Genomic DNA, 14,164 nt, shown 5'->3' with positions numbered 1-14,164 from the left:
CTCCGGCTTTCGCCGGGGGAGTTTTGCGTTGGGGACAGGTTTTGCCGGGATAGGCCTGTTGCGGACCTTTGGTGTTAACGAGATGAGCCGCGCGGTGCCCGACCGCCGGGTGGGCGCAGCAACCTTGGTGGACCGCACTTTATGCCAGCCAAACACGTCCGCGTTTTCAATCGCTTGAAACGTTGCAAAAGCGCCCGCCCGAGGGGGCGGTCGGGCGCTGCGCGGCGGTGCCTGCGGCACCTTGATTCCGCGCATTGGTTCTGGACGTCAACGGCAGCAACAGGCCCAAATACCCCTACCCGAAACGCCGCAGCGCCAGCACCGCATTCAGCCCGCCAAAGGCAAAGGCGTTACTTAGCGCCACCTCGACATGCGCCTCGCGCGCCACGTTCGGCACCACGTCGAGCGCGCATTCCGGGTCCGGCTCCTCATAGCCGATGGTGGGCGCGATCACCCCGTCGCGCAGCGCCATGATACAGGCCAGCAATTCCACCGCCCCGGTGCCACCAATCAGATGCGCATGCATCGACTTGGTGGACGAAATCATCAGCTTGTCGGCATGCGCGCCGAACACATCGGCGACCGCAGCACTTTCGGTCTTGTCATTGGCGGCGGTGCCGGTGCCGTGGGCGTTGATATAGCCCACATCCTCACGGTTCACGCGGGCGTCGCGCAGCGCCCCCTGAATCGCCCGCGCCGCCCCCTGTTTCGAGGGCATCACGATATCCGAGGCATCCGAGGTCATCGCGAACCCCGCCACCTCGGCCAATATCTCGGCGCCGCGCTTGCGGGCGTGCTCCAACTCCTCGAAGACGAAGATCGCCGCCCCCTCGCCCTGCACCATGCCGTTGCGATTGGCCGAGAACGGGCGACAGGCATCACGGCTCATCACGCGCAGGCCCTCCCACGCCTTGACCCCGCCAAAGCACAGCATCGATTCCGATCCCCCCGTCACCATCACCGGGGTGATCCCGCCATGCACCATCTGAAACGCCTGCGCCATCGCGTGGTTGGACGACGCACAGGCGGTCGAGACGGTAAAGGACGGGCCCTTGAGGTTGTATTCCATCGACAGGTGCGACGCGGCGGCATTGTTCATCAGCTTCGGCACCACGAAGGGATGCACCCGGTTCTTGCCCTCCTCGTAGACCGAGCGGTAATTCTCGTCGAGCGTGGTCATGCCGCCGCCCGAATTGCCGAGGATCACCCCCGCCCGCGCCGCCAACTCGCCGATGAACTCCAGCCCCGCCTGCGCCATCGCCTGCCGCGCGGCGATCAGTGTGAACTGCGTGAACCGGTCGAAAAGCGCCAGTTGCTGCCGGTTGAACTGTGCCTCGGGATCATAGTCCCGGACCTGCGCGCCGATCCGGATCGACAGCCGCTCGACATCGCGAAACTCCAGCTCACCGATGCCGCAGCGGCCCTCGCGCATCGCCTCCATCGTGGCAGGCACATCATGGCCGAGCGCATTGATCGTGCCCGCTCCGGTAATGACGACGCGCTTCACGATTGCTCCGCGATCAGCCGCTCGATCCCCGCCACGATGGAGCGTACCGAGGAAATGTCGAAATCACTCTCCGACGGCTCGTTCGCGTTGAACGGCACCGAGATGTCGAACGCCTCCTCGATGGCAAAGATGCTCTCCACCAGCCCAAGGCTATCAATGCCCAGATCCTCCAGCGTGCTGTCGAGAGTGACGTCTGAAGGCTCCAGCACCGCCTGCTCGGCGATGATACGGATGACACGGTCCTGAATGCTGCTCATGGGTAGGGTCTTTCTGATGCGGCCCGGTCTGGGCGGGTTTCAGGTCTTTTGCGTCAGTTCTGTAACAGTTTTCTTAAGCTGGGCCAGATCGTCAAACAATCTCTTGAGACGTCGCAGCCCCTTGAACGCCTCGGGCGCGCGGTCCGCCTGCATTGCGGGACTGCGCGACAGGCGCGCCACCCGCGCACCGCCGATCTGCGCCAGCATCGCAGGGCCCTGTTTCAATATCGACAGACCGCGGTCGGCATGGATGGCCCCGTCGCCGCCGACGTCCGCCCCACGCCGCGCGCTGCGCCGCGCGCCGTTGGCCTCAACGCCACATGCGCGGGCCGCTTGATCCATGCCGAAGGCCATGCACCACCTCTCTCGTCGGAGAGGTGTTTAGCCCTGAACCGTCGCCAGCGAAACCCCCGCCTTGCGCAACGCCTCCCAGATCGCCGCATCCCGCTGATAGACGTCATCGCGGTACTGCACCCGGCCCTGCGCCTGCGTAAAGGCGGTGCGATAGATGATATGCACCGGCACATGCTGATCGAGTTGCACATAGGTCTCGCGCCCGGTGCCCAGCACCGAATGGAAATAGGCCTTGGGGTCGGCCTCCTGCGACGACAGGATCTCGTAGGCGAAATCAAAGGGCTGTTGCAGACGGATGCAGCCATGGCTGAAATCCCGCTTTTCGCGGTCGAACAGCGCCTTTTGCGGCGTGTCATGCAGGTAGATGTTGTACTTGTTGGGGAACATGAACTTCACCAGCCCGAGCGCATTGCGCGACGAGGGCGGCTGCTTGATCGCGAACGGGAAATTGCGCGCGTTATAGGCCCCGAAATTGACCGCCCCGCGCGGCACCTCGCGCCCGTTCCGAGTATAGAGCTTGAGATGCGAAACCGCATTCGGATTGCGCTTCATCTGCGGCAGGTATTCCTTGACGGCGATCGAGCGCGGCACATGCCATGTCGGATTGATCACCAGATGCTCCATCTCGTCGGAAAATTCCGGGCTGCGCCGGTCGCCGACATTCTTGCCGATCACCGCGCGGGTCTGAAAGGTCAGGCTGTCATTGTCGAGAATGCGCGCGCTGAAATCCGTGAGGTTGACCAGCACATGGCGCGTGCCGCGATCCCGCGCCAGCCAGCGCTCCCGCTCCATCGCGACGATCACCGATTGCAACCGCTCGGCAGCACTCCGGTTGAGCGCGGCCAGCGTCGAGGGACCGGCAATGCCATCCGTCTCCAGCCCGTGATCGCGCTGAAACTCCTGCACGGCACTCTGAATCGCGCCATCATAAAGCGTGCTGGCACTGCGCCGCAGATAGCCCATCGCCACCAGCCGGTTGCGCAGCGCGATCACCGCCTGCCCGCCCTGTCCCGGTTCAAGCTTTTGTGCAGGCACCGTTGGGCCCCAGCCCCCCTCGCGGATCAGATGCTCCAGCCGCATCTTTTCCTTCATCAGGCGCGAATATTCATTGGTGCGCGGCGGCAGCGCGCGCAGCGCCTTATGCGGCGCATCGGCACGGATGAGATCACCGAGCAGCACCGTCGCCGGGCTGTCGGTCACCTCGCGCTTGATCTCGTAGACCACACGGCTCGGCTCCAGCACCCCCGACTGCACGTCCCGCGCATAGTCGAGATAGGCCCGGCTCAGCGCCACCTCGATCAGGCCAAGATCGCGCAGCGAGCGCGCCGCCCCCATCCGTGCCATCAATCCGTCCAGATCGTAGCGCGCCTCGGGCAGCCCGTGCATCCCGGCCTGCGACAGCGCCTGAACCAGCGCCTGACGCCGCGCCTGCGCCTCGGTTCCCTCGTCGGTCCAGACCGGGCGATACTCGGTCTCGCGGTAGAATTCCGCGAGGTCGCGATCAGACGCAGCCGCCTCCGCCACGGCCTGCCGAAAGGCCGTGCTCTGCACATCGGCCCGGGCCGATCCGGACCAGACCAGCCCCGCCCCCAAAAGTGAGACCGTCGTCAAAATACCAAAGGCGCGGCGAGACACTGCCAACATCACGTAAATCCTCGAAATCGCGTTTCCTGTTCCCCTCATATAAGCAACAAACCGCCACGCTCTCAATTTTTTCCTAATCTTTTCCTGTCACATCTGGGAAGAACCGCGTGAGCGTGACGCGATCACGGCAGGGTTCGCGCAATCCGGTCACAAACCGGAAATTATGCGCGAAATCCCGCCGAAATTGCTTGCCTCTCACGCAATGTGTCAAATCAGGGCTTGGTTGATGATTCTCGTTATGTCATACAACTCGGGCATCTGGGGATGAAATCAAAGGTCGCGGGACAGCGGCCGCAGGTAGGCGACGGGACAGGCGCTTGAAACGATGACAGAATTCAGCTCGACTGGTATCTCTCGCCGTGGGATACTCACCGCATTCGCGGCCACGGCACTCACCGCAGCTCCGACATTCAGCCAGGCCGCAGGCTTCCTGCGCGGTGCCGGCGATATCCGACGATTGCGCATGGTCTCGCCACGCACCGGTGAACGGCTCGACACGATCTACTGGATCGAGGGCAATTATATCCGCGAGGCGCTCAATGAAATCTCGCTCTTCATGCGCGACTGGCGCACGAATGACGTGAAAACCATCGACACCCGCACGATCGACATCATGGCCGCCAGCCATAACCTGCTGGACGCAAGCGAGCCCTACACCCTGCTCAGCGGCTATCGCAGCGCCAAGACCAACGCGATGCTGCGCTCGCGGTCGCGCGGGGTCGCCAAGAATTCCCGCCACCTGATCGGCGAGGCCGCCGATCTGCGCCTCGGCAGCCGCTCGGTCAGCCAGATCTACCGCGCGGGCGTGGCCTGCGGCGGCGGCGGCGTTGGCAGATATTCCGGCTCCAACTTTGTCCACATGGATTGCGGCCCGGTCCGCACCTGGGGCCGCTGAACCCAGACAATGCGACACCAAAAGGGCCGGTCACCACGACCGGCCCTTTTTGCATCCGCTTCATCTTGCCAGAAATATTCCGGGGGAGTCGCCGTCAGGCGACGGGGGCAGCGCCCCCTCTTGCCCCGGCCCCGCTTACGCCAGCTTGGCGTTGCGCGCCGCCTGCAGACGCGCGAAATCATCGCCCGCGTGATAGCTTGACCGCGTCAGCGGCGTGGCCGACACCATCAGGAACCCCTTGCCATAGGCCGCCTTTTCATAGGCCGCAAACTCGTCGGGATGCACGAACCGGTCCAGCGCGTGATGCTTGGGCGTCGGCTGCAGATACTGCCCGATGGTCAGAAAATCCACATCCGCCGCGCGCATGTCATCCATCACCTGATGCACCGATTGGCGATCCTCGCCCAGCCCGACCATGATCCCCGACTTGGTGAACATCGTCGGATCAAGTTCCTTCACCCGCTGCAACAGCCGCAAGCTGTGGAAATAGCGCGCGCCGGGGCGCACCGATGGATAAAGCCCCGGCACGGTTTCCAGGTTGTGGTTGAACACATCCGGTTTCGCCGCCACCACGGTCTCCAGCACGCTATCCTCGCAATGCAGGAAATCCGGCGTCAGGATCTCGATCGTGGTGCCGGGCGTGCGGTGCCGGATCGCGCGGATGGTCTGGGCGAAATGCTCCGCGCCGCCATCCTCCAGATCATCACGGTCGACGCTGGTGATCACCACATGGTTCAGCCCCAGCTTCTGCACCCCGTCCGCCACGCGCCCCGGCTCGAACACATCGAGCGCCTGCGGCTTGCCTGTGGCCACGTTGCAAAACGTGCAGCCCCGGGTGCAGATCTCGCCCATGATCATCATCGTGGCGTGCCCCTGCGCCCAGCATTCGCCCGCATTGGGGCAGCCCGCCTCTTCGCAGACCGTCACCAGCTTGTGCTCGCGCATGATCTTGTGGGTTTCGAAATAGCCCTTGCTGGTCGGCGCCTTGACGCGAATCCAGTCGGGTTTCTTCGGTTGGGCATTGTCGGGCCGATGCGCCTTTTCGGGGTGGCGCCCGGCGGGCAGTTTGAGATCGCGCACGAATTTTTCCCCGCGAATGATTTGGTAAGGTACTTCTACTATAAGTCATGGCGATGGTGAGTGCCAGTGATGCAAGGCCGCATCCCGGTGCATGCAAAACGGGTAACGAGTGCCATCGCCTGTGAGTGAGTGTCCCGACGGTCAAAGGCCCGCGTCACCCTTGGCGCGGGCCGCCTCTCCTGCATCGCGCGCCTGCTCGATCAGCCCACCGCCCACCGTGCTCAGAAGATCGGCCAGTTCCTCGAACCAGGCCGCCTCCTCGGTGCTGTTTCGACGCACCAGCGCGATCTCGCGATAGGGCTCCGGCGGCGCAAAGCGACGCAGCCGCATTTCCGGCGCGGCCCGCGATTCGGTCGCCGCCGCCAGTTCCGGCATCAGCGTCAGGCCGAACCCCGCCGCCACCAGCCGCGACAGCGTGCCCAGCGACGACGCCCCCATGTCGATCTGCGCATGACCGCGGCCGCGCCCGCACACCTCCAGCGCCTGATCGGTCAGGCAATGGCCATCCTCCAGCAACAACAGCGGGCTATGCGTCAGCGATATCGGGCGTAGCGCCTCCACCCCCTGCCCGAGCGCGTCGAGCCGCGCGGCACTGCCTGCCAGCAGGAACCGGTCCTTGAACAGCGCCCGCGCCTCCAGCCCGTCGGCAGGCACCGGCAGCGCCATGATCGCGGCATCGAGCTGACCGCTCTGCATCTCGGCGATCAGCTGCTCGGTGCGCGCCTCGCGCACCTGCACATCCAGCGAAATGTCACGGCTGCGCAGCGCCTCGAGCACACCGGGCAGGATATAGGGCGCAATCGTCGGAATGATCCCCAGCGACAGCCGCCCCGCCAGCCCGCCCTGCCAGCGCGCGGCCTCGCCAAGCGCCTGCATCTCGCCCAGTACCCGCTCGGCATGGTCCAGAATGCGCCGCCCGAATGGCGTCAGCACCACATCGCGCGCCCGCCGCTCCACCAGTTTCGCGCCAAGCGCCGCCTCCATGTCGCGGATCTGCACCGAGAGCGCGGGCTGTGAGATATTCACCGCCTCCGCCGCACGTCCGAAATTGCGCTGCTCGCTCAGCGCCTTGAAATAGGTAAGTTGCCGCAGGGTGATATTCATACGTGAAAGTTATGCTTTCCCAGCCTCCGCGCAAGTGCAAACTATCACTCTTTCCCTTGCAGGCCCCCCGCACCCGCCTATGCTGGCCGCACCCACGCGTCAGCACGCAGAGGCATCCCATGACGAGGCAGGCCCCCGCGCCCACCCATCCGCGCCTCGGGCGCGTTCAGGAATATCTCAAGCAGATCGTCTATGGCGGCACCGACGGGATCGTCACCACCTTCGCCATCGTCGCCGGGTTCGCCGGCGCGCAGGCCGAAGGCGTGGCCGAGGTCGGCGCCATCGCCGTGCTGCTCTTCGGCCTCGCCAATCTATTTGCCGACGGGGTCAGCATGGGCCTCGGCGAATTCCTGTCGCTGCGCGCCCAGCACGATCTCTACCGCGCCCGCCGCGCCGAGGAGCGTCGGCGCAGCTGTGAGACCCCCGACCAACAGGCCGCGCGCCTGGCCGAGATCCTGCGCGGCAAGGGGCTTTCGCCGCAGGACGCCGCAGAGGCCAGCGGGATATTCACCCGTCACCCCGACGTGATGGCCGAGATGATCCTCGCCGAGGAAACCGGCTTGCGCGACCCCGACGGCGAAAGCCCGGCGCGTAACGGCAGCTTCACCTTCGCCGCCTTCATCACCTTCGGCGCGGTCCCCCTCATCCCCTACCTTCTGTTCGAGGCGACAGCGGCTACCACGCAACTGTCGATCCTCGCCACCGGCGTGGCGCTTGTGCTGCTTGGCCTCTTGCGCTGGCATGCCAGCGGCGAACGACTCTGGCGCAGCGTCGGCGAGACGGTGCTGGTCGGCACGGTCTGCGCCGTGGTGGCCTTCGGCGTAGGCTGGATCGTGGGCGGCTGACTTAGCCGATCAGGCCCCCCGCCTCGCCCAGGCTCTCGTAATGCCGCTTGAGGCGCTGCAGCGCGATGCGCAGCACGATCTTGCCAGACCGCGCCGACCAGCCCATCTTTTTCTCGGCCCGTTCCAGCCTTTCCAAATAGCAGCAGCACCGCAGCGCCACATCCCCCAGCCCCGGCCCCAGATCGCGCAGCGCTCCAATCACCCGGGCGCGCGCAGCCTCCGCATTATAACCGCGCGGCCCCGGCGCGGTGCCACCGTCATCCACATGGCTGAGAAAGCGGTCCCAGTTCTGCGTGACCCGAGCGCCAACCTGCGCCAGCTCGAAATCCTCGCGCAGCCGTTCGCCCGCGCGTACCAGATCATCCGACAGAAAGCGGCTGCCATCCCGATCCCGGCGCCGGGCCAACGCGCTCAGCGGGCTCTCGGCCAGACCATAGCGCGGGCGGCGCGGCAACTCCGTGTCGGCCGCATCATCGCCACGCAGCAGCACGGGCGGCTTGCGCAGGCCGCTGGCCAGGTTTTCGGCCTCGGCCAGCATCCGCCCAAGCGCCGCACGCCCCTTGCCGGTGATATGATAGCGCGCGATGCGGCCCGGATCGTCACAGGCGATCCAGCCCTTGAGCGCCAGCGCCTCGGCCACCTCGCGATCCACCACTGCGGTGCGCGACGGCTGCCCAGACCCGCCATCGCGCACCACCACCGCCTTGTCCATGTCCACCGACACGGCCAGCAGCGCGCCGGTCTCGCACAGCCGCCGCAGCACACGCTGCGCCTCGGCCTTCAGGCGCGCATTGCTCAGCGTGGCGCTCTCCTCGGTCGTCTCCGGATTGGTCTGAACTGTCATCCTATTGGCCTCCTTGGCAGGAGAACCGGCACTCATTGCACAACACACGCGCTGCCCCAGACGGCGCAGCGCCTCATCGACCAAGAGATCGTCGCGGCGCGTCTCAAAGGCCCGGATCTGGCGCAGAACGGTCGAGGCATGCCGCCCCGATCGCCGCGCCAGCGCCCGGATCGGCATGCCGCTTTCAATATGCGCGAGATAGTGCAACGCCGCCTCTGGCACCCATGACGGCACCGTCTGCATCATTGATTTGCTCATCACCTGATCACGCATCACCATCCCCAATCCTGATCAATCTGCGGTGCCCGTCCCATCGGATCACCTTATCCACAGAGTTATCCACAACTTAAGCGTGCAAAGATTACCGGTTCGTTAACTGTTTCCAGAAAATCAACCTTCGTTGACAAAGGGTAAACAATTTCAATGCCCTGCGTGCGCAGAACCGGGCGCAGAGGCAACGGCGCTCAAAACCGTGCAAGGACTGGCCTCACACAACCGAAAGGAGTTTCGTGATGCAGGATGTTCTGAGTGCTCTCAATGGCTTGCGCCGCCCGCCCCTGCTGATCCGCGCCGCGCGGATCGGGGTTTGCGACTATAACCGCACGGTGCACCTGCCGCGTCATCTCGGCGCCGCCACCCTGCCCCGCGCGGCCGAGGCGCTTATCCGCCTGATGGAGATCGAGGCCGCGCTGGAGCGCGACCGCACCGCGCGCGCTGCCGGATACCGCGCGGCGCGCCATGTCGACGTGCTGATCGCGATGATGGGCGAGGCGCGGCACCTGCGCGCGCCACAGACCGCGCCCGCCTGAGCGGGCACGGTGCGCGTCAGCTCAGCTGAACGCGTCGGGCATTTCCGATTTGCGCTTGGCCACAAAATCCTTGAGCGCCTCGTGAATGCCCGGATCGAGCGCGGGCTGCTGATAGTCGTTCAGCAGCTTCTTGTAACGCGCATTCGCAAGGGCCATCGTGTCACGCCCGCCCTCTTCCGACCATGTCTCGTAGGGCTTGTAGTCAAGCAGATCCGAGCGCCAGAACGCGGTCTTGAAATTCGCCTGGGTATGTGCGCAGCCCAGGTAATGCCCGCCGGGGCCCACTTCGCGGATGGCATCCATCGCCTGGCCGTTCTCGTCCATGTAGACGCCTTTTGCCAGATGATGCAGCGTACCCAGCTGATCGGCATCCATCACGAATTTCTCGAACGAGGCAACCAGACCGCCCTCCATCCAGCCGCAGGAATGCAGCATGAAGTTCACACCGGCCAGAAGGCCCATGTTGAGGCTGTTGGCAGTCTCGTAGGCGGCCTGCGCATCGGGCAGCTTGGAGCCGTTGAACGACCCCGCCGAACGATAGGGCAGTCCCAGACGCCGGGCCAATTGCCCCGCACCATAGGTGATATGCGCAGCCTCCGGCGTGCCAAAGGTGGGCGCCCCGGAATTCATGTCGATCGAGGTCACGAACGCGCCAAAGATCATCGGCGCGCCGGGGCGGATCAGCTGCGAATAGGCGATGCCAGCCATCACCTCGACCAGCACCTGCGTCAGCGTGCCCGCCACCGTCGTCGGGGCCATCGCACCGCCGACAATGAAGGGCGACAGGATGCAGGCCTGATTGTTTTTGGCGTAAACCTCCAATGATCCCATCATCACATCGTCGAAGGTCATCGGCGAGTTGACGTTGATCAGCGAAGTCATGACCGTATTTTGCTGCACGAACTCCTCGCCAAAGAGGATGCCGCACATGTCTACACTGTCCTGCGCCCGGCTCGGTTCGGTGACTGAACCCATGAACGGCTTGTCCGACAGCGTCATATGCGCCAGCAGCATGTCGAGATGGCGCTTGTTCACCGGCACGTCGGTCGGCTCGCACACGGTGCCGCCCGAATGGTGCAGCCACTTCGACATGTAGCCCAGCTTCACAAAATTGTGGAAATCCTCGATCGTCGCGTAGCGGCGGCCGTTCTCCATGTCATGCACGAAGGGCGGGCCGTAGACCGGGGCCAGCACAAGGGACTTGCCGCCGATCTCGACGGTGCGCTCGGGGTTGCGGGCGTGCTGCGTGATCCGCGACGGCGCGGTCGCCATCAGCTTGCGTGCCAGACCACGCGGCAGACGCACCCGCTCGCCCGTCACCTCGGCCCCGGCCTCGCGCCAGCGCTCCAGCGCGGCGGGGTTTTCCACGAAATTCACGCCGATCTCTTCGAGAATCGTCTCGGCATTGGCCTCGATGATATCAAGCGCCTCTTCGGTCAGGATCTCGAAATTCGGGATGTTGCGCTCGATGTAACGCGCGGTCTCGACGCTGACGGCGGTGCGTTCCGCGCGGCGTGCGGCCCCGCCGCCGCCCCGGGACCGTCTGCTGCGCTCTGCTGCTTCTGCCATGGATGCACCCTTTGATTGCGTGGTTTCTGAGTCGCCTTTTCGCCCGCAGCCGGGCAGGCGTTTGCGTCGTTTTAACGTCTCAGGCCGCGTGGACAGGCGCGGATTCCGTCGCATGGGGGGTAAAAGCGACATGACCCGGCCCCACGCCCCGCGCCGCCTGCGCCGAGGCCACACGCAAAAGTGAACGCGCTTTTACATTCCGAAAACGTAATGTGTGAGTCTCACGGCCCGGGTTGCACCGCAAGACGCCACCAACTCTGGCGCGGGCCACGTAAATCTGACAGAGGCGGGTTCACCGCTCGAAACGTAAAGGGACAAGGGTATGATCACGGTTTTCACGCGCGGCATCGCGACTTGCGCACTCCTCGGGGTCAGCCTGCTGGCGGCCCCGGCGCAGGCCACCAACGGCTATTTCGCCAATGGCTATGGTGGCCAGTCCAAGGGCATGGCGGGCGCGGGCGTGGCGGTGCCGACCGGTGTTCTCGGCATGGCGCAGAACCCCGCCACCGGCGTCAAGGTCGGCAACAGCGCCGGGTTCTGCCTGACCACCTTCGCCCCCAATCGCGACGTCCGCATTCAGCCCAACCCCGCGCCCGGCCCCTCCTTGACCCCCGGCACCCATTCCAGCGAAACCGACGTCTTCTTCATCCCCTGCGGCGGGGCTAACTGGGCGCTGGATGACCGCTCGTCACTCGGCGTGTTCGTCTTCGCCAATGGCGGCATGAACACCGAGTTCGACACCAATTTCTTCGCCGGTCTCGGGGCCGGCTCCTCTCCCGTCGGCGTCAATCTCGAACAGGCCTTCATCACCGTCAATTACGCGCGTCAGGTCAGCGACCGCCTGACTCTCGGGATCTCGCCCATCCTCGCGGTGCAACGCTTCAAGGCGCAGGGCTTGCAGGCCTTTTCCGGTCTCTCGGTCGCCCCCAATGATGTCACCAATCGCGGCCATGACTGGTCGACCGGCCTCGGTCTCAACCTCGGCCTGCTCTTTGAGGCCAGCCCCGAATGGACGCTCGGCGCGGCCTATCGCAACAAGATCCAGATGTCCGAATTCAGCCGCTACAAGGGCCTATTTGCCGATGGCGGCGAATTCGACATCCCCGCCATGCTCACCCTCGGCGCGGCCTACACCCCCCGCGCCGCCCCCGACTGGACCATCACCGCCGAATATCAGCGCATCTATTACGGCGGGGTCGATGCCATCGCCAATACCAGCGCCCCGCCGGGCGGTCCTCTGGGTGGCGCAAACGGTGTCGGCTTCGGCTGGCAGGATGTCGATGTCTGGCGGCTCGCCGCGATCTGGCGCAGATCCGATCAGCTGACCCTGCGCACCGGCGTCAGCTACTCGACCGAGTTCATCGGCAATTCCGGCGACGTGGTGATCAACACCATCGCCCCCGCGACCCCGCAATGGCACCTCTCGGCGGGCGGCACCTACCGCATCAACGACCGCTGGGCCTTCACCTTTTCGTACACGCATGCCTTCTCGAACAGCTTTTCGGGCAACAACCCGGCGCTCACCGGGGCCCCGCAAGATGTGCGCATCCGCATGAAGCAGCACGAGATCGCAACCGGGCTCAGCTATCGCTGGTAACACCGCCCGCGCGCCGCTTTCTCTTGCGCAGATGCGGCGCGCGTTCTACTAGGCAGCGCATGAGCCAGATATCCCATGACCGCCTCCTGATCATCGACTTCGGCAGCCAGGTAACGCAGCTGATCGCGCGCCGCCTGCGCGAGTTGAACGTCTATTGCGAAATCCACCCCTATCAGAACGTGACCGACGCGCTCCTGCAAGAGATCGCACCGCGCGCGATCATCTTCTCCGGCGGTCCCGACAGCGTGACCCGCGACGGCAGCCCGCGCCCGCCGCAGGCCGCCTATGACCTCGGCGTGCCGATCTTGGGCATCTGCTATGGCCAGCAGGTCATGATGCAGGATCTGGGCGGCAAGGTCGAGGCGGGCGAGCATGCCACCGCCGAATTCGGCCGCGCCTGGGTCACGCCCACCGGGTTGCAAAGCGAATTGATCGAGGGCTGGTTCACCGATGGCGCGGGCCGCGCGCAGGTCTGGATGAGCCACGGCGACCATGTCTCTGAAATCGCACCAGGATTCGAGGTTCTGGCCACCTCGCCGGGCGCGCCCTTCGCGATGACTGCCGACCGTGCGCGCCGCTTTTACGCGGTGCAGTTCCACCCAGAGGTGCACCACACCCCGGACGGCAAGCGGCTCTATGAGAATTTCGTGAAACTCGCGGGCTTCAAGGGCGACTGGACCATGGGTGCCTACCGCGAAGAGGCGATTGCCAAGATCCGCGCGCAAGTGGGCGACAGCCCGGTCATTTGCGGCCTCTCCGGTGGCGTCGATTCCTCGGTCGCGGCGGTGCTGCTGCACGAGGCGATCGGTGATCAATTGACCTGCGTATTCGTCGATCACGGCCTGCTGCGCCAGAACGAGGCGGTGGAAGTGGTCTCGATGTTCCGCGACCACTACAACATCCCGCTGATCCACGCCGATGAATCAGAGCTGTTTCTGGGTGAGCTTGACGGTGTAAGTGACCCGGAAACAAAGAGAAAGATCATCGGCCGCCTGTTTATTGACGTGTTCCAGAAACACGCCAACGAAATCGAGGGCGCAGAGTTTCTCGCGCAGGGCACGCTCTACCCCGACGTGATCGAAAGCGTCAGCTTCTCGGGCGGCCCCTCGGTCACGATCAAGTCGCACCACAATGTCGGCGGCCTGCCCGAAAAGATGGGCCTGAAATTGGTCGAGCCGCTGCGCGAACTCTTCAAGGACGAGGTCCGCGCCCTGGGCCGCGAGTTGGGCCTGCCCGACAGCTTCATCGGCCGCCACCCCTTCCCCGGCCCCGGCCTCGCCATCCGCTGCCCCGGCGAGATCACCCGCGAAAAGCTGGAGATCCTGCGCAAGGCCGACGCGGTCTATATCGACCAGATTCGCAAACACGGGCTTTATGATGAGATCTGGCAGGCCTTCGTCGCCATCCTGCCGGTGCGCACCGTCGGCGTCATGGGCGACGGGCGCACCTATGATTTCGCCTGCGCCCTGCGCGCGGTGACCTCCGTCGACGGCATGACGGCGGATTACTACCCGTTCAGCCACGACTTCCTCGGCGAAACCGCGACCCGCATCATCAACGAGGTCAAGGGCATCAACCGCGTCACCTATGATATCACTTCGAAACCTCCGGGCACGATTGAGTGGGAATGACCGGCGGATCTCGTCACGGCGTTTACTG

The 14,164-nt window shown here is 64.7% G+C and carries 13 protein-coding genes; 5 read left to right on the top strand and 8 right to left on the bottom strand.

What is annotated here, in order from left to right:
• Positions 1 to 295: 295 nt before the first annotated feature.
• From RID11_RS06325 to RID11_RS06310, 4 genes are read right to left on the bottom strand one after another with little or no spacing between them, the layout of a single operon-like run.
• Positions 296 to 1,507 carry a beta-ketoacyl-[acyl-carrier-protein] synthase family protein gene (locus RID11_RS06325; RefSeq protein WP_350136666.1) on the bottom strand — a complete coding sequence of 404 codons (1,212 nt, stop codon included), beginning with the start codon at positions 1,505 to 1,507 and terminating at the stop codon, positions 296 to 298.
• The gene (locus tag RID11_RS06320; RefSeq protein WP_350136664.1) at positions 1,504 to 1,764 is read right to left on the bottom strand and encodes an acyl carrier protein; all 261 of its coding nucleotides are present in this window, start codon (positions 1,762 to 1,764) and stop codon (positions 1,504 to 1,506) included. Before RID11_RS06320 ends, RID11_RS06325 begins: the two co-directional genes overlap by 4 nt.
• Before the next feature lie 39 nt (positions 1,765 to 1,803).
• Entirely contained in the window at positions 1,804 to 2,106 is a 303-nt protein-coding gene (locus RID11_RS06315; protein ID WP_350136661.1) for a hypothetical protein, read from the bottom strand.
• A 39-nt stretch (positions 2,107 to 2,145) separates the two neighbouring features.
• The gene (locus RID11_RS06310; RefSeq protein ID WP_350136659.1) at positions 2,146 to 3,762 is read right to left on the bottom strand and encodes a L,D-transpeptidase family protein; all 1,617 of its coding nucleotides are present in this window, start codon (positions 3,760 to 3,762) and stop codon (positions 2,146 to 2,148) included.
• Between the two features lie 325 nt (positions 3,763 to 4,087).
• Here RID11_RS06310 and mepK point away from each other — a divergent pair, with 325 nt between their 5' ends.
• The gene (mepK, locus tag RID11_RS06305; RefSeq protein ID WP_050661754.1) at positions 4,088 to 4,657 is read left to right on the top strand and encodes a peptidoglycan L,D-endopeptidase MepK; all 570 of its coding nucleotides are present in this window, start codon (positions 4,088 to 4,090) and stop codon (positions 4,655 to 4,657) included.
• A gap of 135 nt (positions 4,658 to 4,792) precedes the next feature.
• On the opposite strand, the gene lipA is transcribed toward mepK, so the two are convergent.
• Both lipA and RID11_RS06295 read right to left on the bottom strand, forming a co-directional pair.
• On the bottom strand, positions 4,793 to 5,737 hold the full coding sequence (gene lipA / locus RID11_RS06300) for a lipoyl synthase (protein ID WP_350136655.1): 945 nt from the start codon (positions 5,735 to 5,737) through the stop codon (positions 4,793 to 4,795).
• A gap of 141 nt (positions 5,738 to 5,878) precedes the next feature.
• Positions 5,879 to 6,841, bottom strand: coding sequence for a hydrogen peroxide-inducible genes activator (locus RID11_RS06295; RefSeq protein ID WP_350136653.1), 963 nt, complete (start codon positions 6,839 to 6,841; stop codon positions 5,879 to 5,881).
• A gap of 119 nt (positions 6,842 to 6,960) precedes the next feature.
• Here RID11_RS06295 and RID11_RS06290 point away from each other — a divergent pair, with 119 nt between their 5' ends.
• Positions 6,961 to 7,686: a VIT1/CCC1 transporter family protein gene (locus tag RID11_RS06290; RefSeq protein WP_350136651.1), complete on the top strand. Its 726-nt coding sequence runs from the start codon at positions 6,961 to 6,963 to the stop codon at positions 7,684 to 7,686.
• Between the two features lies 1 nt (position 7,687).
• On the opposite strand, the gene RID11_RS06285 is transcribed toward RID11_RS06290, so the two are convergent.
• Positions 7,688 to 8,788, bottom strand: coding sequence for a DUF6456 domain-containing protein (locus RID11_RS06285; RefSeq protein WP_350136649.1), 1,101 nt, complete (start codon positions 8,786 to 8,788; stop codon positions 7,688 to 7,690).
• 254 nt (positions 8,789 to 9,042) lie between these two features.
• Between RID11_RS06285 and RID11_RS06280 the strand changes: the two genes are divergently transcribed.
• Positions 9,043 to 9,339, top strand: coding sequence for a DUF6477 family protein (locus tag RID11_RS06280; protein WP_350136647.1), 297 nt, complete (start codon positions 9,043 to 9,045; stop codon positions 9,337 to 9,339).
• A gap of 21 nt (positions 9,340 to 9,360) precedes the next feature.
• Here the strand turns inward: RID11_RS06280 and RID11_RS06275 are convergent, their stop codons facing one another.
• Positions 9,361 to 10,908, bottom strand: coding sequence for a trimethylamine methyltransferase family protein (locus tag RID11_RS06275; protein WP_350136644.1), 1,548 nt, complete (start codon positions 10,906 to 10,908; stop codon positions 9,361 to 9,363).
• Between the two features lie 322 nt (positions 10,909 to 11,230).
• On the opposite strand from RID11_RS06275, the gene RID11_RS06270 reads away from it, so the two are divergent.
• The gene (locus RID11_RS06270) at positions 11,231 to 12,505 is read left to right on the top strand and encodes an OmpP1/FadL family transporter (RefSeq protein ID WP_350136641.1); all 1,275 of its coding nucleotides are present in this window, start codon (positions 11,231 to 11,233) and stop codon (positions 12,503 to 12,505) included.
• A 59-nt stretch (positions 12,506 to 12,564) separates the two neighbouring features.
• Positions 12,565 to 14,136 carry a glutamine-hydrolyzing GMP synthase gene (gene guaA, locus RID11_RS06265; protein WP_350136639.1) on the top strand — a complete coding sequence of 524 codons (1,572 nt, stop codon included), beginning with the start codon at positions 12,565 to 12,567 and terminating at the stop codon, positions 14,134 to 14,136.
• Positions 14,137 to 14,164: the final 28 nt, after the last annotated feature.

Source organism: Roseovarius sp. (assembly GCF_040219995.1).
Classification (GTDB): domain Bacteria; phylum Pseudomonadota; class Alphaproteobacteria; order Rhodobacterales; family Rhodobacteraceae; genus Roseovarius.
This window is presented reverse-complemented; position numbering and strand designations above follow the sequence as displayed.